We start from the raw sequence: 19,075 nt of genomic DNA, 5'->3' as shown, positions 1-19,075 counted from the left end.
CATGGCGGCCAAAAACCTGAGGCACGCTCCTGTGCCCCAGGACGTTATTGAGAGAAGGACCCTACATTGGCTCCCAAGAAGAAGGTCACCGGCCTCATCAAGCTGCAGATCCAGGCAGGTGCCGCCAACCCGGCCCCGCCGATCGGTCCTGCGCTTGGCCAGCACGGTGTCAACATCATGGAATTCTGCAAGGCGTACAACGCTGCGACGGAAGCCCAGCGCGGAAACGTCATCCCCGTGGAAATCACGGTCTACGAAGACCGTTCCTTCACGTTCATTACCAAGACCCCGCCGGCTGCAGAACTCATCAAGAAGGCTGCAGGCGTCGCCAAGGGTTCAGCAACCCCGCACACCGTCAAGGTTGCCAAGCTGACCCAGGCCCAGGTCAACGAGATCGCCTCCACCAAAATGGAAGACCTCAACGCCACCAGCCTCGAAGGCGCAGCGAAGATCATCGCCGGCACCGCCCGCTCCATGGGCATCACCGTCGAGGGCTAACCACCCTTCCCGCTGTCCAGCGTCAGGTAGTTGACGACGACGGGCGGCACCGCCGGGACACCGGCACCAAACACATTGAAATGTTGGTCATCCGGGCCGGATAACGAACCGGATCACCGACTGTGGCAGGGCCAGCGCGGTCCGCAGACCACAACTGCACAAGGAGAAATAAGCAGCATGGCAAAGCGCAGCAAAGCATATGAGGCAGCAGCCGCCAAGATCGACGCGGAGAAGCACTACGCACCGTTCGAGGCAGTAACGCTGGCCAAGGACACCAACCCGTCCAAGTTCGACGCCACGGTTGAGGTTGCCTTCCGCCTCGGCGTTGACCCCCGCAAGGCCGACCAGATGGTCCGCGGCACCGTCAACCTGCCCCACGGCACCGGTAAGACGGCCCGCGTCCTGGTCTTCGCCACGGGCGACAAGGCTGAGGCCGCAATCGCAGCCGGCGCCGACTTCGTTGGTTCCGACGACCTGATCGAAAAGATCGCCGCCGGCTGGACCGACTTCGACGCCGCCGTTGCCACCCCTGACCTCATGGGCAAGGTTGGCCGCCTCGGTAAGGTCCTGGGTCCGCGTAACCTGATGCCGAACCCCAAGACGGGCACCGTGACCCCCGACGTCACCAAGGCCGTCAACGACATTAAGGGTGGAAAGATCGACTTCCGCGTCGACAAGCACTCCAACCTGCACTTCATCATCGGCAAGGTTTCCTTCGACGCCGTGAAGCTGGCCGAGAACTACGCAGCCGCACTGGAAGAGGTCCTTCGCCTCAAGCCGTCCGCATCCAAGGGCCGCTACATCCAGAAGGCCACCGTGGCCACCACGTTCGGCCCGGGCATCTCCGTTGACCCCAACGTCACCAAGGTGCTCACCGAGGCGTAAATCCTCAGCAGCGTCCCGTGCCTTCCGGCACTTCTGAAGGGACCGTCCGGCTACCAGCCGGGCGGTCCCTTCAGGCGTTAACGCCGCTTGCGCACCCTCGACAGCCGTCCACGGCTGGCTACGCTTGGGGAATGACGCAGCCGAACGCCCTGGTGATTTCCGCCGTCGTTGTTCCTCCGTCAACCGAGGGCGGCAGCGACTTTCAGGACTTCAACGACTGCCGGTCAATGCGGGAAGCGCACGAACTGCAGACATGGGGCGACCTTGACCGTGGCTACACCTACGCGGAGGAGGTGGAACACTGGCGCGGCACCGCTTACGAGGCGCGGCACCTCTTTGTCGCCCGGCTGGGCAAGGAACCGGTGGGCATGTGTTCGGTGACGCTGCCCCTGCGGGAGAACACCGCCACGGCAGGGATCAACGTCCTGGTGGCGCCGGCCTTCCGGCGGCGCGGGCTGGGGCGGCGGCTCCTTGACCACGCGGAGAAGGTGGCCCGCGCCAACAACCGGACGTCGCTGGATGGCTACTTTGAACTCCCTGCCCGCCTGGTGGATGACGCGGGTCCGCTGGTACCTGCCATGTCGGGGGCCGGGGGACTTCCTTTGGCTGACCCGGCCACCTCCTTCGCCCTGTCCGCCGGGTACCGGCTGGAACAGGTGGAGCGTTCCAGCCGGCTCGCCCTCCCCGTTCCGGGACAACTGCTGGCGCGGCTGGAGGCTGATGCCCTCAGCCACGCCGGCGATTATGGGCTGACGGCCTGGGACGTGCACTGTCCGGACCCGTTGATCGCCCGGTACGCCGCCCTGCGGGCACAAATGAGCACCGATGCGCCCACCGCCGGGATGGACTGGGAACGCGAGGACTGGGACGCCGCCCGCGTGCGGGACGATGAGCAGGTGCTGGCCAGGAGCGGCGTGCACTCATCCGTGGCGGCGGCCCTGCACCGCCGCACCGGTGAGCTGGTGGCCTATACCGTCCTGACCTGGCGGCCGCTGGTGCCGGGGTCGCTGCTCCAGCAGGACACCCTGGTTTCGGAGGAACACCGCGGCCACCGGCTGGGCATGCTGGTCAAGGTGGCCAACCTCCGCCGCGCACAGGAAAAGTGGCCCCGGGCGCGCTCGGTCCTGACATGGAATGCCAGCGAAAACCAGCATATGCTGGCGATAAATACCGCACTTGGATTCAGGCCCGCTGGCTATGAAGGTGAGTGGCAGAAACGGCTGGGATGATGCCCGAATGGCAATAGACGTAAAGATCGAGCAGCTTTGGATCCCCGACTCACTGGACACCCCCGACGCAGCGGACTTCCTTGCCGCCGTCGAAGTCGGCCGCAAGGTGCGGATGGCCACGTGGGGCAGCGACGATCTGGCTTACGGTCCACTGGAGAAGCTGCTTGAGTTCGCGGATCCGTATGAGCGCCAGCTGATCCTCGTGGCCAAGGTGGATGGCACCATTGTGGGAACGGTGGACATTGCACTGCCGCTGACTGACCACCTGGACCTCGCCGAACTCACTTTGGACATCCTCCCCGAGTACCAGCGGCAGGGCGTGGGACGGCGGCTGCTGGAGGCAGCCGAACAACTGGCAAGGGGGGAAGGGCGCAGCATGATCCTGGTGGACACCAACCACCCCGGCGCGTCCCTGTCTGAGTTTGAACAGGCCCTGCTGGTTCCCGGTACCGGCCAGGGGTTCGTGCCGCTGGAGAGCCGCGAAGTGGAGTTCGCGCAGAAGACCGGATACACGCTGCAGCACATCGAGCAGTTCAGCTCCTGCCGCTTGCCGCTGGACAGCAAGCTGGTGGCGGACCTCCAGGCTGAGGCCGACGAAGCAAACAACGGCAGGTACAGGCTGCACCACTGGACCGACCGCTGCCCGGAACGCTGGCTGGAGGCCGTGGCCGTCCTGGAAAACCAGGCCGGGGCCGATTTGGATCCCTCGCTGGACGCGCCCGTCGAGCAGGAGATGGTGTTCGACGGCGGCATCCTGCGGGAGGCGGAGGACGTCGCCATCGCACAGGGCCGCAGGACGGTGGTCACCGCCGTCGAGCACGTCGCCACCGGAGCCCTGGTGGGACTCACCACCATCACCGTGCTGGCACACCGGGCCGACGTCGTGTTCCAGGACGACACCCTGGTTTTGCAGGAACACCGCGGCAACAAGCTGGGCCTGCTCATCAAGGTGGCCAACATGGAGCGGCTCAGCGAGCAGTTCCCGGACGCCCGCATCATCTACACCTGGAACGCGCCGGAGAACCGGTACCTCCTGACCGTCAACAGGCAGCTCGGATTCCAGACGGCCGGCGTCACCGGGATCTGGCAAAAGGAGCTCCCCACGTTGCGTGCCAGTACCAGCTGAGCCCCCGATTTGGCGGACCGGCAACGCCTCGCGTATGCTGGGAGTACCAAAGACCGTCGGTTGTTGGAAATCCACTCTCCTGAACATGGCTCAACTCTGCAGTTGTGCTCCGGGGACCACAGTGGTTTTCCGGACGAAGGACCCTCAACGCAGGGCGGCCGGCGCAGGTGAACGAAGCAAAGCTCCGCGGTATAGCCGTGTTGAGCCAAGCCCCGTGCATCTGCGCGGGGCGTTTTTAGTTTTAGCTCTCTTGAGCGGGGACCGTCGAATACCGGCACTATCCCCGGAAGGAGGGTTATGGCAACGCCTACCAAGGTTTCAGCAGTAGCTGAGATCACTAACGATTTCAAGGAATCGAACGCCGCTGTCCTGACCGAATACCGCGGGCTCACCGTTGCACAGCTCAAGCAGCTGCGTGTTTCTCTCGGCCAGGACACCAAGTTCGCGGTCGTCAAGAACACCCTGACCGCCATTGCAGCCAAGGAAGCCGGCGTCGAAGCATTCGACGGCCAGCTTGCCGGCCCCACTGCAATCGCGTTCATCAAGGGTGACGCAGTTGCCGCTGCCAAGAGCCTGACGGATTTTGCCAAGGCCAACAAGCAGCTGGTCATCAAGACCGGTTACTTCGAGGGCAAGGCGCTGGACGCCACCGAGGTTGCCGCACTTGCTGCCCTCGAGTCCCGCGAGCTGCAGCTCGCCAAGGTTGCAGGTGTCCTCAAGGCACCGGCCGCCGCAGCTGCACGCATCATCGACGCACTGCGCCTCAAGCTTGAAGAAGAGAACGGTGCACCGGCAGCTGCCGAAGCGCCCGCCGCTGAAGAAGCCCCCGCCGCTGAAGCTGAAGCTGCCGCTGAAGCTCCCGCTGCCGAAGAGAACTGATTCTCTTACCCCCACCAGACTCCGGTGCCCCTCAGGCCATGCGCCATTGCGGACACCACAACAGGAAGGACGCCTACCATGGCGAAGCTCAGCAACGAAGAGCTCATTGAAGCTTTCAAGGAACTGACCATCATCGAGCTCTCCGAGTTCGTCAAGCTCTTCGAAGAGACCTTCGAAGTTACCGCCGCTGCTGTTGCAGTTGCCGGCCCCGCCGGTGGCGGAGCTGCTGAAGAGGTTGAAGAGAAGACCGACTTCGACGTCATCCTCGAAGCTGCCGGCGACAAGAAGATCGCAGTCATCAAGGAAGTTCGCGCCATCACCTCCCTCGGCCTCAAGGAAGCCAAGGACCTGGTTGACGGTGCCCCCAAGGCTGTCCTCGAAGGCGCCAACAAGGAAGCTGCCGAGAAGGCCAAGGAGCAGCTCGAGGCTGCAGGCGCCACCGTTACCCTCAAGTAACAACGCCTTTTCCTCAGGAAACCCCGTCCACTCCGGTGGGCGGGGTTTCCTGCTTTAAACGGGTCTCCCGCGTTACGCGGGGTCGCTGATATCCGCCACAACCGCGTCCAGGGCTGCGGTCAGGGCATCGGCGTCAACGAACGCACTGTAGCCATGGGCGCCGGCCCCCATGGAGATCCGTCGCCCAGTGATCGTGGCATCGGCATAGACCGGCCAGGCGGTGGTGCTCCCCAGCGGAGTGATCGTGCCCCGCTCATAGCCGGTTGCCTCCAGCGCGGCAGCGGCGGGCGGGAGGGACAGCTTATTGACGCCTACCAGGGCGCGGAGCTTGGGCCAGGAGATCTGCCGGTCGCCCGGGACCAGGGCGAACAAAAAGGTGCCGTCCTTGTGCTTGACCACCAGGGATTTGACGATGTCGGCCGGGCTGATGCCCAGGATGCCGGCTGCCTCTTCGAGGCTCTTTGCTGCCGGGCGCTGCACCACGTCAACCTGCAGGCCGCGGGCCGCGGCGTCGGCCAGGAAGCGTTCCCGTCCGACGCCGTCCGTTCCGTTTCCGGATGCGCCCGCCATCAGTCGCGGTACAGCAGGAGGGCCTCGCCCTGCCCGCCCCCACCGCAGAGGGACACGGCGGCTTTGCCCGTTCCGCGCCGTTTCAGCTCATGGGCCGCATGGGCCGCCAGCCGTGCGCCCGAGGCCCCGATCGGATGTCCCAGCGCGATGGCACCGCCGTGTATGTTGCACTTTTCCAGGGGGTAGTCCAGGTCCTTCAGAGACTGTACCGCCACGGACCCGAAGGCCTCGTTGATCTCGATGAAGTCAAGGTCCGCAGTGCTCCACCCGGCCTTGCCCAAGGCGTTCATGATGGCGTTTGACGGCTGGGAATGCAGCGAGTTGTCAGGGCCGGCCACCTGTCCCGGCTTTCCCACCACGGCCAGGTACTCCAGCCCGTTCTCCTCCGCGTAGCCTCGGGATGCGAGCACCAGGGCGGCGGCGCCGTCGGACAGGGGAGAGGAGTTACCGGCGGTGATGGTGCCATCGGTGACGAACGCTGCGCGCAGGCCTGCCAGCGACTCCACCGAGGTGTTGGGGCGGACGCCCTCGTCGGAATCCACCACCAGGGGCTCGCCCTTGCGCTGCTTCACACTGATGGGTGCGATCTCGCCGTCGAACGTTCCGTTCTTTGCCGCCAGCGCCGCCCGCTGGTGGGACTGGGCGGCAACGTTGTCCTGCGACGTGCGGTCAATGCCCAGCGTGAGGTTCCGTGTTTCCGTGGACAGGCCCATGGACTGGCCGTCGAAGGCATCGGTCAAGCCGTCATGGGCGGCAGCGTCCAGCGCCTGGATGGAGCCGTACGTCCATCCTTGGCGGGACCCCGGGAGCAGGTGCGGCGCCCGGCTCATCGACTCCTGGCCGCCGGCCACCACCACCGCGGCCTCGCCGGCACGGATCATCCGGGCGGCGTCGATCACCGCCGTCAGGCCTGAAAGACACACCTTATTGACTGTGACCGCGGGGACGTTCCAGCCGATGCCGGCGCCGACGGCGCTCTGCCGCGCTGGATTCTGCCCCGCACCGGCCTGAAGCACCTGGCCCATGATCACGGCCTCCACGTCGCCGGTGCCGACGCCGCTGGATTCCAGTGCGGCTTTGATGGCGTGGGCGCCAAGGTCCACGGCGGTGAGACTCGAGAGCTGGCCGTTGATCCGGCCCTGCGGAGTCCGTGCTGCCCCGAGGATGACAACGTCACTGTTGTCGGGAGAGTTGCCCATGGTTTTCACTTTCAGTCCAGTTCCGGTGTAAGCCACCAAGGCTATCGTGACCCTGGTCACCCAACTATTCAAACGCTGGAACCCCTATGTGCATTCCTGAATCAGTTCGTTCCACACGCGGCAGGGGAGAGGTACCCATCGGCAGCGTTGTGCACGACGGCGGCCTCTTGCGTAGGGTGGACGGCGAGGCTTTGCAGGGGCACATGCTTTGCAGGGGGACAGATGGTCCGGAGCCGGGACGGACGGAGCGACACAGTGAAGACGACATCTATCGCGGCCGCCACGGCCGCCACGGCCTTACTGGCGGGCGGAATGATGGCAGGCTGCTCGGTGTCCACCCCGGCGCCGGCGGAATCGGTCCAGTCGACCGCATCGCCGGAGCAGACCCGGGATGCGGCCGGAAGCGGCCCCCTGGCCACCGACGGCACAAGCCAGGGTGCCAGGGCAGGCGGAACCCGGGAAGCCTGCGAGCTCTTCAACAGGCTGGTGGCGGATTACTCCGCTGTTGCACCCACTGACTCCAAGGGCTATGAGGACGTGTACCTGAAGGCCCAGGACGCCAAGGACACCGTCTCCGGGGATCTGCAGGGACTGTTTGCCTCCCTGAGCCTGCTGGCCATCGACCACTCATCCGCGGCGGAGGCCGGAGCCAAGCCGGCGCCGGAGTCCCAGGACGCGGTGCGGGACGCCGTCTTCGCCAACTCCGCGGCTTGCACGGCGGCGGGCGTCACGCTCAGGCTCTAGCATCCGGGGGGCGCCCTAGGGGTCCCCAAAAATCAGGTGCTTGCAATCCGGCCGGATGTGGGGTAGACACGTAGGTTATTTTGCCGTATCGTAGATATTTGCGTCTTCCCTGTTTACCTTCAGCCTTCATATAGCGGTGGGCTTTGCCTGGCAGCTGGCAATCAACGTGCCGTAACAACGGTCACAGCATAGTCAGTATCAGGTCCCGGGTCATATAGCGGAACCGGATGGTAGCGCTGCGGAGTCACTCCGCAGGGTGCACAGCGGGGGAGATCTGAAAACGCCTGAAGGTCTGTGGAAGGATCCCTCTTGGTCGCCTCGAGCACCTCTAATAACGAAACCGCTAACACTGCCGACAGCACTGATGGTGCCACTCGCCGGCTCTCATTCGCAAAGATTCACGAACCTCTTGACGTTCCGAATCTGCTTGCCCTGCAGACGGACAGCTTTGACTGGCTGGTCGGCAATGAGCGCTGGCAGGCACGCGTGGCAAAGGCTGTCGAAGAAAACGATCTCAGCGTCGCCACCACGTCCGGCCTGTCGGACATCTTCGAAGAGATCTCCCCGATCGAGGATTTCCAGGGCACTATGTCCCTGAGCTTCTCCGATCCGGAGTTCGCTGACCCCAAGTACACCATGGCCGAATGCAAGGACCGGGACGCAACGTACTCGGCTCCGCTGTACGTCAAGGCCGAGTTCATGAACAACAACACGGGCGAAATCAAGCAGCAGACCGTGTTCATGGGTGACTTCCCGCTGATGACCGAGAAGGGCACCTTTGTCGTCAACGGCACCGAGCGTGTCGTCGTCTCCCAGCTGGTCCGTTCCCCGGGCGCCTACTTCGAGCGCGCCGCTGACAAGACCAGCGACAAGGACATCTTCACCGCGAAGATCATCCCGTCCCGCGGTGCCTGGTTTGAGCTCGAGATCGACAAGCGCGACCAGGTCGGCGTCCGCCTCGACCGCAAGCGCAAGCAGTCCGTCACCGTCCTGCTGAAGGCCCTTGGCTGGACCGAAGGCCAGATCCTCGAAGAGTTCGGCCAGTACGACTCCATGCGGGCAACCCTGGAGAAGGACGCCACCGAGACCCGCGAAGACGCCCTGCTGGACATCTACCGCAAGCTGCGTCCGGGCGAGCCGCCCACCGTCGAGGCTGCCCAGTCCCTGCTGGACAACCTGTACTTCAACTCCAAGCGCTACGATCTGGCCAAGGTTGGCCGCTACAAGATCAACCGCAAGCTGGGCATCGACCGCTCCCTTGGCGACAAGGAAGCTTCTGTCCTGCACGTTGAAGACATCGTTGCCATGATCAAGTTCCTCGTCGCGCTGCACGCCGGCGAGAAGACCATCAAGGGCACCCGCGATGGCCAGGAAGTGGACCTGCGCGTCGAAATCGACGACATCGACCACTTCGGCAACCGCCGCATCCGCGCCGTTGGCGAGCTCATCGAGAACCAGGTCCGCACGGGCCTGTCCCGCATGGAGCGCGTTGTCCGCGAGCGTATGACCACCCAGGACGTCGAGGCCATCACGCCGCAGACCCTGATCAACATCCGCCCCGTGGTCGCAGCCATCAAGGAGTTCTTCGGAACCTCCCAGCTGTCGCAGTTCATGGACCAGAACAACCCGCTCTCGGGCCTGACCCACAAGCGCCGCCTGTCGGCCCTTGGCCCCGGTGGTCTGTCCCGTGACCGCGCCGGCATGGAAGTCCGTGACGTGCACCCGTCCCACTACGGACGTATGTGCCCCATCGAAACCCCTGAAGGCCCCAACATCGGCCTGATCGGTTCGCTGGCATCCTACGGACGCATCAACCCGTTCGGGTTCATCGAAACCCCGTACCGCCTGGTCAAGGACGGCGTCGTGTCCGACGACGTCCAGTACCTGACAGCCGACGACGAGGCCGAGGTCCTGATCGCCCAGGCCAACGCGCCGCTGGACGAGAACAACAAGTTCGCTGAAGACACCGTGCTGGTCCGTGCCCGTGGTGGTGGGGGCGAGCCCGTCCTGGTTCCGGCCGCGGACGTTGAGTTCATGGACGTCTCCCCGCGCCAGATGGTGTCCGTGGCTACCGCCCTGATCCCGTTCCTGGAGCACGACGACGCCAACCGCGCACTCATGGGTGCCAACATGCAGCGCCAGGCTGTGCCGCTGGTCCGTTCCGAGGCTCCGTTCGTGGGCACCGGCATGGAGCGCGCTGCCGCCGTCGACGCCGGTGACGTTGTCATCGCCAAGAAGGCCGGTGTGGTCACCGAGGTTTCCGCCGAGCTCGTCATCATGCTCAACGACGACGGCACCGAGACCAACTACCGCATCAACAAGTTCGCCCGCTCCAACCAGGGCAACTGCTACAACCACCGCGTCCTGGTGAACGAAGGCCAGCGCCTGGAAGTTGGCGGCATCATCGCCGACGGCCCGGCAACGGACCAGGGCGAGCTCGCACTGGGCAAGAACCTGCTCGTGGCATTCATGTCATGGGAAGGCCACAACTTCGAGGACGCCATCATCCTCTCGCAGCGCATCGTTGCCGAGGACGTCCTTTCCTCCATCCACATCGAGGAGCACGAGATCGATGCCCGCGACACCAAGCTTGGTGCCGAGGAAATCACCCGTGACATCCCCAACGTGTCCGAGGAAGTCCTGGCAGGCCTGGACGAGCGCGGCATCATCCACATCGGTGCCGAGGTTGAAGCAGGGGACATCCTGGTTGGAAAGGTCACCCCGAAGGGTGAAACCGAACTGACCCCGGAAGAGCGCCTGCTGCGCGCCATCTTCGGTGAGAAGTCCCGCGAAGTCCGCGACACCTCCCTGAAGGTGCCCCACGGCGAGTCCGGCACCGTCATCGGCGTCCGCGTCTTCGACCGCGACAACGACGACGAGCTGCCCCCGGGCGTGAACCAGCTGGTCCGCGTCTACGTGGCCGCCAAGCGCAAGATCACCGACGGCGACAAGCTCGCCGGCCGCCACGGCAACAAGGGTGTTATCTCCAAGATCCTCCCCGTTGAGGACATGCCCTTCCTTGCCGACGGCACCCCCGTTGACATCGTCCTGAACCCGCTGGGTGTTCCGGGCCGTATGAATGTGGGGCAGGTGCTCGAAACCCACCTTGGCTGGGTTGCCAAGACCGGTTGGAAGATCGAAGGCGAGCCCGAGTGGGTCAAGCAGCTGCCGAACCTGCCGCGCGAGAGTGGCCCCACCACTGTTGCGACGCCGGTGTTCGACGGTGCCCGCGAAGAGGAAATCACGGGCCTGCTGGATTCCACCAACGTGACCCGCGATGGTGAGCGCCTGATCAACTCCTCCGGCAAGACCCGCCTGTTTGACGGCCGCTCCGGCGAGCCGTTCCCGGATCCGATCTCGGTCGGCTACATGTACATCCTGAAGCTCCACCACCTGGTGGACGACAAGATCCACGCACGCTCCACCGGCCCGTACTCCATGATCACGCAGCAGCCGCTGGGTGGTAAGGCACAGTTCGGTGGCCAGCGCTTCGGTGAAATGGAAGTGTGGGCGCTCGAAGCTTACGGCGCCGCCTACACGCTCCAGGAACTCCTCACGATCAAGTCGGATGACATCCACGGTCGTGTGAAGGTCTACGAAGCAATCGTCAAGGGCGAGAACATCCCCGAGCCGGGCGTTCCCGAATCCTTCAAGGTCTTGATCAAGGAAATGCAGTCGCTGTGCCTGAACGTGGAAGTCCTTTCCACGGACGGAACCACAATTGAAATGCGTGACTCTGATGACGCAGTCTTCACGGCTGCGGAGGAACTGGGCATCGATCTGTCTCGCGCAGAGCCCAGCTCCGTAGAAGAGGTCTAGCAGGAGGTTTGCGACGGCGGGTGACCACCCGCCGTCGTACGCCCCCTCCCTCATCCCGCACCAAGACTTCAGAATTTAGAGAACAAGAGAGAACAGGGACCATATGTCCAGCGAATCCTCCTTCGGCCTCATGCAGATCGGCCTCGCCACCGCGGAAGACATCCGCGGCTGGTCGTACGGCGAGGTTAAGAAGCCGGAAACCATCAACTACCGCACGCTCAAGCCCGAGAAGGACGGCCTCTTCTGCGAGAAGATCTTCGGCCCGTCCCGGGACTGGGAATGCTACTGCGGCAAGTACAAGCGCGTGCGCTTCAAGGGCATCATCTGTGAGCGCTGTGGCGTTGAAGTCACCCGCGCCAAGGTCCGCCGTGAGCGCATGGGCCACATCGAACTGGCCGCCCCCGTCACGCACATCTGGTACTTCAAGGGTGTTCCGTCCCGCCTGGGCTACCTGCTTGACCTGGCCCCGAAGGACCTCGAAAAGGTCATCTACTTCGCCGCCTACATGATCACCAGCGTTGACGAAGCTGCCCGCCACGAGGAACTGCCCAACCTGCAGGTTGAGCACGACATCGAGAAGAAGCAGCTGATCGACAACCGCGATGCCGACATCGCCGCGATCGCCCGCGACCTCGAAGGCGAAATCGCACGCCTCGAAGGCGAAGGCGCCAAGGCTGCCGACAAGAAGAAGGCCCGCGACTCCGCCGACCGCCAGATGGCCAACGTGCGCAAGCGTGCCGACGCCGACATCGAGCGCCTCGAGCAGGTCTGGGACCGCTTCAAGAACCTGAAGGTCGCCGACCTCGAAGGTGACGAAGGCCTGTACCGCGAACTGCGCGACCGCTACGGCATGTACTTCGAGGGCTCCATGGGTGCCGAAGCCATCAAGAAGCGCCTTGAGAACTTCGACATGCAGGCCGAGTCCGACCTGCTGCGCGACGTCATCGCCAACGGCAAGGGCCAGCGCAAGACCCGCGCCCTCAAGCGCCTGAAGGTGGTCAACGCGTTCCTGACCACCAACAACAGCCCGCTTGGCATGGTCCTCGACGCCGTCCCGGTGATCCCGCCGGAACTGCGCCCCATGGTCCAGCTGGACGGTGGCCGCTTCGCGACCTCCGACCTCAACGACCTCTACCGCCGCGTGATCAACCGCAACAACCGCCTCAAGCGCCTGCTTGACCTGGGTGCTCCGGAGATCATCGTCAACAACGAGAAGCGCATGCTTCAGGAAGCTGTTGACAGCCTCTTCGACAACGGCCGCCGCGGCCGTCCGGTCACCGGACCGGGCAACCGTCCGCTGAAGTCCCTGAGCGACATGCTCAAGGGCAAGCAGGGCCGTTTCCGCCAGAACCTCCTCGGCAAGCGCGTCGACTACTCCGGCCGTTCGGTCATCGTCGTCGGCCCGCAGCTGAAGCTGCACCAGTGCGGCCTGCCCAAGCAGATGGCCCTGGAGCTCTTCAAGCCGTTCGTGATGAAGCGCCTGGTTGACCTCAACCACGCCCAGAACATCAAATCGGCCAAGCGGATGGTGGAGCGCTACCGCCCGCAGGTCTGGGACGTGCTCGAAGAGATCATTACCGAACACCCGGTGCTGCTCAACCGTGCACCTACCCTGCACCGCCTGGGCATCCAGGCGTTCGAGCCGCAGCTTGTCGAAGGCAAGGCAATCCAGCTGCACCCGCTGGTTTGTGGCGCGTTCAACGCCGACTTCGACGGCGACCAGATGGCAGTGCACCTGCCGCTGAGCCCCGAGGCGCAGGCTGAGGCCCGCATCCTGATGCTGTCCTCGAACAACATCCTGAAGCCCTCCGACGGACGCCCGGTCACCCTGCCTTCGCAGGATATGATCATCGGCCTGTACCACCTGACCACCAAGCGTGTCGGTTCTGCCGGCGAAGGCCGCATCTTCGGTTCGGTTTCGGAAGCCATCATGGCGTTCGATGCCCGCGAGCTGCACCTGAACTCGCAGGTCAAGATCCGCCTCGAAGGCTTCGTGCCCTACGCCGGCTGGGAAGCTCCGGAAGGCTGGGAGCCGGGTCAGCCCGCACTCGTCCAGACCTCCCTGGGCCAGGTCCTCTTCAACGAGACCCTGCCCGAGGACTACCCCTGGGTTGAGGCTGTTGCCGACAAGGGCGAACTTTCCCGCATCGTCAACGACCTTGCCGAGCGCTACCCGAAGGTCGTCACCGCAGCAACGCTGGACAACCTGAAAGATGCCGGTTTCTACTGGGCCACCCGTTCGGGCGTCACCGTCGCCATCTCCGACATCGAGGTCCCGGCCGCCAAGCCGGAAATCCTTGCCGGGTACGAAGAGCGGGCCGCCAAGATCCAGGGCCAGTACGACAAGGGCCTGATCGACGACGACGAGCGCCGCCAGGAACTGATCGAGATCTGGAACAAGGCGACCAACGAGATCGCCCAGGCAATGCGTGACAGCCTGTCCCCGATGAACACCATCAACCGCATGGTGTCCTCCGGTGCACGTGGTAACTGGATGCAGGTCCGCCAGATCGCGGGTATCCGTGGCCTGGTGGCCAACCCGAAGGGTGAGATCATCCCGCGCCCCATCAAGTCCTCCTACCGTGAGGGCCTGTCGGTGCTGGAATACTTCATCGCCACCCACGGCGCCCGTAAGGGCCTGGCCGATACCGCTCTGCGTACCGCCAACTCGGGTTACCTGACCCGTCGTCTGGTGGACGTCTCCCAGGACGTCATCGTCCGCGAAGAAGACTGCGGCACCGAGCGTGGCCTGGTCACGCCCATCGCCGTCGCCGACTCCAACGGTGAACTCGTCCTGGACGAGAACGTCGAGAACAGCGCCTACGCACGTACGCTCGCCGTCGACGTCTTGGACTCCGAGGGCAACGTCCTCGCAGCCGCCGGCACCGACTGTGGCGACGTCGTCATCGCCGAGCTCTTCAAGGCAGGCATCACCGAGGTCAAGGTCCGCTCCGTACTCACCTGTGAGTCCAGCGTCGGCACCTGCGCCCTGTGCTACGGCCGTTCGCTTGCCACCGGCAAGACCGTGGACATCGGCGAGGCCGTGGGCATCATCGCCGCACAGTCCATCGGTGAACCCGGTACCCAGCTGACGATGCGTACGTTCCACACCGGTGGTGCAGTTTCCGCCAGCGGCGGCGACGACATCACCCAGGGTCTGCCCCGTATCCAGGAGCTCTTCGAAGCCCGTACTCCGAAGGGTGTCGCCCCGATTGCTGAAGCAGCCGGCCGCATCACCATCGAAGAGTCCGAGCGCCAGATGCGCCTGGTCATCACCCCGGATGACGGAACGGAAGAGATCGCTTACCCGGTCCTGCGCCGTTCACGCCTGCTGATCGAAGACGGCGACCACGTCTCCGTCGGACAGAAGCTGATCAACGGCCCGGTGGACCCCAAGCAGGTCCTGCGCATCATGGGTCCGCGTGCGGCACAGAAGTTCCTGGTGGACGAAGTCCAGGGCGTGTACCGCAGCCAGGGCATCGGTATCCACGACAAGCACGTCGAGGTTATCGTCCGCCAGATGCTGCGCCGCGTCACGGTCATCGAGTCCGGCGAATCGGACCTGCTGCCCGGCGAACTCGCCGAGCGCAGCCGGTTCGAGGAAGCGAACCGCCGCGTTGTGTCCGAGGGCAAGACTCCGGCTTCCGGACGTCCCGAGCTCATGGGCATCACCAAGGCATCGCTGGCCACCGAGTCCTGGCTGTCCGCAGCTTCCTTCCAGGAGACCACCCGCGTCCTGACGCAGGCGGCCATGGAAGGCAAGAGCGATCCGCTGCTGGGCCTGAAGGAAAACGTCATCATCGGTAAGCTGATCCCGGCCGGCACGGGCCTCCCGCGCTACACCGAGGTCACCGTCGAGCCCACTGAGGAAGCAAAGGCCAACCTGTTCACCGGCCCCAGCGCATTCAGTGACTTCTCGTACGACACCCTGGGCGGTGACGGAGCCCCCGAGTTCCACGCCATCCCGCTGGATGACTACGACCTGGGCAACGACTTCCGGTAACCAACTCCGGTAGAGCCTTACGAGGGGATGGTCCCGCACCGAAAGGTGGGGGACCATCCGCTTTAACCCCCCGATTAAGGCATGGAGCCTGTCCGTGCTAGACTTGTAACCAATTGTTATTGTGGCAGTGGATGAGAGCGCCGGTACCAGCTGAAAAGCTGGACCAGAGCGACGTTTCCGGTTTGCAGGGTTCTTGTGCAACGTATGCCACATTTTTGCATGCCTAGGGACTTGTCCGACGCCAGTCGCCCCCGGGAATGCGATCCGACTATTAAGGCTTCGCCTTCGCCGCCCTGGAGATCTTCTTCAAGGCCCGGGCGGCGGGGCAACGCAACAGGAGAGTGGCCGGAAACAGCCACTCCGGATAAAACGGAGAACACGAGAGTGCCTACGATTAACCAGCTGGTCCGCAAGGGCCGCACGCCTAAGGTCTCAAAGACCAAGGCTCCCGCGCTTAAGGGCAGCCCCATGCGCCGCGGTGTCTGCACCCGCGTCTACACCACCACCCCGAAGAAGCCGAACTCGGCTCTGCGTAAGGTGGCACGTGTGCGCCTCAACGGCGGCGTGGAAGTTACCGCCTACATCCCCGGTGTTGGCCACAACCTGCAGGAGCACTCCATTGTGCTCGTTCGCGGTGGTCGTGTGAAGGACCTCCCGGGTGTCCGCTACAAGATCGTCCGTGGCGCCCTCGATACCCAGGGTGTGAAGAACCGTAAGCAGGCCCGCAGCCGCTACGGCGCAAAGATGGAGAAGAAGTAATATGCCTCGCAAGGGTCCGGCCCCCAAGCGGCCGCTCGTTTCGGATCCGGTATACGGTTCCCCGCTGGTAACCCAGCTCATCAACAAGGTGCTCGTTGACGGCAAGAAGTCCACGGCAGAGCGCATTGTCTACGGTGCACTCGAAGGCGCACGCGCCAAGTCCGGCGGCGACCCCGTTGCAGCCCTGAAGAAGGCCATGGACAACGTCAAGCCTTCCCTCGAGGTCCGCTCCCGCCGTGTCGGTGGCGCCACCTACCAGGTTCCGGTTGAGGTCAAGCCCGGCCGCTCCACCGCACTCGCCCTGCGCTGGCTGGTTGGCTACTCCAAGGCCCGCCGCGAGAAGACGATGACCGAGCGTCTCCAGAACGAAATCCTGGATGCGTCCAACGGTCTCGGTGCCGCTGTGAAGCGTCGCGAAGACACCCACAAGATGGCCGAGTCCAACAAGGCCTTCGCACACTACCGCTGGTAATACTCCCCGGACGCCGCCGGCTCAACAGAGCCGGCGGCGAACGCGTAGTCCATCCCAAAAGGAGACCCCGTGGCACAGGACGTGCTTACCGACCTTAGTAAGGTCCGCAACATCGGCATCATGGCCCATATTGATGCCGGCAAGACCACCACCACCGAGCGCATCCTGTTCTACACGGGTGTGAACCACAAGATCGGCGAAACGCACGACGGCGCTTCGACCACCGACTGGATGGAACAGGAAAAGGAACGCGGCATCACCATCACGTCTGCCGCCGTGACCTGCTTCTGGGAAAACAACCAGATCAACATCATCGACACCCCCGGCCACGTTGACTTCACGGTTGAGGTTGAGCGCTCCCTGCGCGTCCTCGACGGTGCAGTCGCCGTCTTCGATGGCAAGGAAGGCGTTGAGCCGCAGTCCGAGACTGTTTGGCGCCAGGCTGACAAGTACAACGTTCCGCGTATCTGCTTCGTCAACAAGATGGACAAGCTCGGTGCTGACTTCTACTTCACCGTAGACACCATCATCAGCCGCCTCGGTGCCAAGCCGCTGGTCATGCAGCTGCCCATCGGTGCCGAGAACGACTTCATCGGCGTCGTTGACCTGCTCTACATGCGCGCCCTGGTATGGCCCGGCGACGCCAAGGGTGACGTGACCATGGGTGCCAAGTACGAGATCCGCGAGATCCCGGCTGACCTCCAGGAAAAGGCTGAGGAATACCGCGCGACCCTTATTGAGACTGTCGCTGAGTCCTCCGAGGAACTCATGGACAAGTACCTCGAGGGTGAAGAGATCTCGATTGACGAGCTCAAGGCCGGCATCCGCAAGATGACCATCAACTCCGAGCTGTACCCGATCTTCTGCGGTTCCGCTTTCAAGAACCGTGGCGTTCAGCCCATGCTCGACGCAGTTGTGGACTACCTGCCGAACCCGCTCGACGTCCCCCCGATGGTCGGCCACGATCCTCGCGACGAAGAGAAGGAACTGACGCGCAAGCCTTCCTCGGAAGAGCCCTTCTCGGCTCTGGCGTTCAAGATTGCTGCGCACCCCTTCTTCGGCCAGCTCACCTTCATCCGCGTGTACTCCGGTCACGTGGAAGCAGGCGCCCAGGTGGTCAACTCCACCAAGGGCAAGAAGGAGCGCATCGGCAAGCTGTTCCAGATGCACGCCAACAAGGAAATGCCCGTTGAGGGCGCTACCGCCGGCCACATCTACGCAGCCATTGGCCTGAAGGACACCACCACGGGTGACACCCTGTGTGATGCCAACAACCAGATCGTGCTTGAGTCCATGAGCTTCCCGGAGCCCGTGATCTCGGTTGCCATCGAGCCGAACACCAAGGGTGACCAGGAGAAGCTCTCCACGGCCATCCAGAAGCTCTCCGCTGAGGACCCCACCTTCCAGGTGTCCCTCAACGAAGACACCGGCCAGACCATCATCGCCGGCATGGGCGAGCTCCACCTGGACATCCTGGTGGACCGCATGCGCCGCGAATTCAAGGTCGAGGCAAACGTGGGCAAGCCCCAGGTTGCCTACCGCGAAACCATCAAGCGCGCCGTCGAACGCCACGACTACACGCACAAGAAGCAGACCGGTGGTTCGGGCCAGTTCGCAAAGATCCAGATCGCCATCGAGCCGCTGGACACCGCCGAAGGCGAGCTGTACGAGTTCGAGAACAAGGTCACCGGTGGCCGCGTTCCGCGCGAATACATCCCGTCCGTTGACGCGGGCATCCAGGATGCACTGAACGACGGCGTCCTGGCCGGCTACCCGGTTGTCGGCATCAAGGCCACGCTGATCGACGGCGCGTACCACGATGTTGACTCCTCGGAAATGGCGTTCAAGATCGCCGGCCGTATGGCTTTCAAGGAAGCTGCACGCAAGGCGAACCCGGTTCTGCTCGAACCACTGATGGATGTCGAGGTCCGCACCCCTGAGGAATACATGGGTGAAGTTATTGGTGACCTCAACTCCCGCCGTGGCCAGATGCAGTCCATGGAAGATGCACAGGGCGTCAAGGTCATCCGTGCGCACGTTCCGCTGTCCGGCATGTTCGGCTACATCGGTGACCTGCGCTCCAAGACCCAGGGCCGCGCTGTGTACTCCATGACGTTCAACAGCTACGCCGAGGTCCCGAAGGCAGTTGCCGACGAGATCATCCAGAAGTCCCGCGGCGAGTAGTCCTTCCGGACTTTCAAAGCGAACACCTCGGTTGGGCAGTCCGCCAGCGGACAGCGCAGCCGGTGCAGGTGGCCGGGCCGGCCGGATTTATCCGGCAAGCCGGTCCGGCCCCTGCACGAACAGGCTCAGGGGATTAGTATTAGTTCCTGAATCTGCAATTTCACCAATCCAAAGCCCCCCAAGTAGACTTGCCTGAGTTCTACCGCGATAAGCGCGGCTGGAGGGCAAGCTATTTGAAAACGTTCTAGGAGG

14 protein-coding genes are annotated in these 19,075 nt (G+C 63.7%); 12 read left to right on the top strand and 2 right to left on the bottom strand.

Annotated features, from left to right (window positions below; all coding sequences use genetic code 11):
• Positions 1 to 66: 66 nt before the first annotated feature.
• The 6 genes from rplK (at position 67) to rplL (ending at position 5,073) form a co-directional block, all read left to right on the top strand.
• A complete protein-coding gene (rplK, locus tag FB478_RS12745) occupies positions 67 to 498 on the top strand; it encodes a 50S ribosomal protein L11 (protein ID WP_003803853.1) in 432 nt (143 codons plus the stop codon).
• Between the two features lie 177 nt (positions 499 to 675).
• Positions 676 to 1,383 carry a 50S ribosomal protein L1 gene (gene rplA, locus FB478_RS12740; RefSeq protein WP_018769119.1) on the top strand — a complete coding sequence of 236 codons (708 nt, stop codon included), beginning with the start codon at positions 676 to 678 and terminating at the stop codon, positions 1,381 to 1,383.
• 131 nt (positions 1,384 to 1,514) lie between these two features.
• Positions 1,515 to 2,612, top strand: a complete 1,098-nt coding sequence (locus tag FB478_RS12735; protein WP_144600755.1) for a GNAT family N-acetyltransferase — start codon at positions 1,515 to 1,517, stop codon at positions 2,610 to 2,612.
• 7 nt (positions 2,613 to 2,619) lie between these two features.
• Positions 2,620 to 3,738, top strand: a complete 1,119-nt coding sequence (locus tag FB478_RS12730) for a GNAT family N-acetyltransferase (protein WP_144600753.1) — start codon at positions 2,620 to 2,622, stop codon at positions 3,736 to 3,738.
• 297 nt (positions 3,739 to 4,035) lie between these two features.
• Positions 4,036 to 4,617 carry a 50S ribosomal protein L10 gene (gene rplJ, locus FB478_RS12725; RefSeq protein WP_018769122.1) on the top strand — a complete coding sequence of 194 codons (582 nt, stop codon included), beginning with the start codon at positions 4,036 to 4,038 and terminating at the stop codon, positions 4,615 to 4,617.
• Positions 4,618 to 4,695: 78 nt separating this feature from the next.
• Positions 4,696 to 5,073, top strand: coding sequence for a 50S ribosomal protein L7/L12 (gene rplL / locus FB478_RS12720; protein ID WP_018769123.1), 378 nt, complete (start codon positions 4,696 to 4,698; stop codon positions 5,071 to 5,073).
• A 72-nt stretch (positions 5,074 to 5,145) separates the two neighbouring features.
• Here the strand turns inward: rplL and FB478_RS12715 are convergent, their stop codons facing one another.
• Positions 5,146 to 5,643 (bottom strand): aminoacyl-tRNA deacylase, encoded by a 498-nt coding sequence (locus tag FB478_RS12715; protein ID WP_144600751.1) that lies wholly within the window; start codon positions 5,641 to 5,643, stop codon positions 5,146 to 5,148.
• Positions 5,643 to 6,842 (bottom strand): acetyl-CoA C-acetyltransferase, encoded by a 1,200-nt coding sequence (locus FB478_RS12710; protein ID WP_026265738.1) that lies wholly within the window; start codon positions 6,840 to 6,842, stop codon positions 5,643 to 5,645. Before FB478_RS12710 ends, FB478_RS12715 begins: the two co-directional genes overlap by 1 nt.
• Before the next feature lie 255 nt (positions 6,843 to 7,097).
• On the opposite strand from FB478_RS12710, the gene FB478_RS12705 reads away from it, so the two are divergent.
• The 6 genes from FB478_RS12705 to fusA all read left to right on the top strand — a co-directional run bounded on the left by FB478_RS12705 (position 7,098) and on the right by fusA (position 18,823).
• Positions 7,098 to 7,586, top strand: coding sequence for a hypothetical protein (locus FB478_RS12705; protein WP_315898346.1), 489 nt, complete (start codon positions 7,098 to 7,100; stop codon positions 7,584 to 7,586).
• Between the two features lie 309 nt (positions 7,587 to 7,895).
• On the top strand, positions 7,896 to 11,405 hold the full coding sequence (gene rpoB, locus FB478_RS12700; protein ID WP_018769127.1) for a DNA-directed RNA polymerase subunit beta: 3,510 nt from the start codon (positions 7,896 to 7,898) through the stop codon (positions 11,403 to 11,405).
• Positions 11,406 to 11,508: 103 nt separating this feature from the next.
• A complete protein-coding gene (locus FB478_RS12695) occupies positions 11,509 to 15,408 on the top strand; it encodes a DNA-directed RNA polymerase subunit beta' (RefSeq protein ID WP_144600749.1) in 3,900 nt (1,299 codons plus the stop codon).
• Positions 15,409 to 15,792: 384 nt separating this feature from the next.
• The gene (rpsL, locus tag FB478_RS12690; protein WP_009358312.1) at positions 15,793 to 16,167 is read left to right on the top strand and encodes a 30S ribosomal protein S12; all 375 of its coding nucleotides are present in this window, start codon (positions 15,793 to 15,795) and stop codon (positions 16,165 to 16,167) included.
• Between the two features lies 1 nt (position 16,168).
• On the top strand, positions 16,169 to 16,639 hold the full coding sequence (gene rpsG, locus FB478_RS12685) for a 30S ribosomal protein S7 (protein ID WP_003803829.1): 471 nt from the start codon (positions 16,169 to 16,171) through the stop codon (positions 16,637 to 16,639).
• Between the two features lie 69 nt (positions 16,640 to 16,708).
• Positions 16,709 to 18,823 carry an elongation factor G gene (gene fusA, locus FB478_RS12680; protein WP_144600747.1) on the top strand — a complete coding sequence of 705 codons (2,115 nt, stop codon included), beginning with the start codon at positions 16,709 to 16,711 and terminating at the stop codon, positions 18,821 to 18,823.
• Positions 18,824 to 19,075: the final 252 nt, after the last annotated feature.

Source organism: Arthrobacter sp. AG367 (assembly GCF_007828995.1).
Taxonomy (GTDB): domain Bacteria; phylum Actinomycetota; class Actinomycetes; order Actinomycetales; family Micrococcaceae; genus Arthrobacter.
The sequence above is the reverse complement of the archived record's forward strand: the minus strand, read 5'-3'. Positions and strand labels throughout refer to the sequence as shown.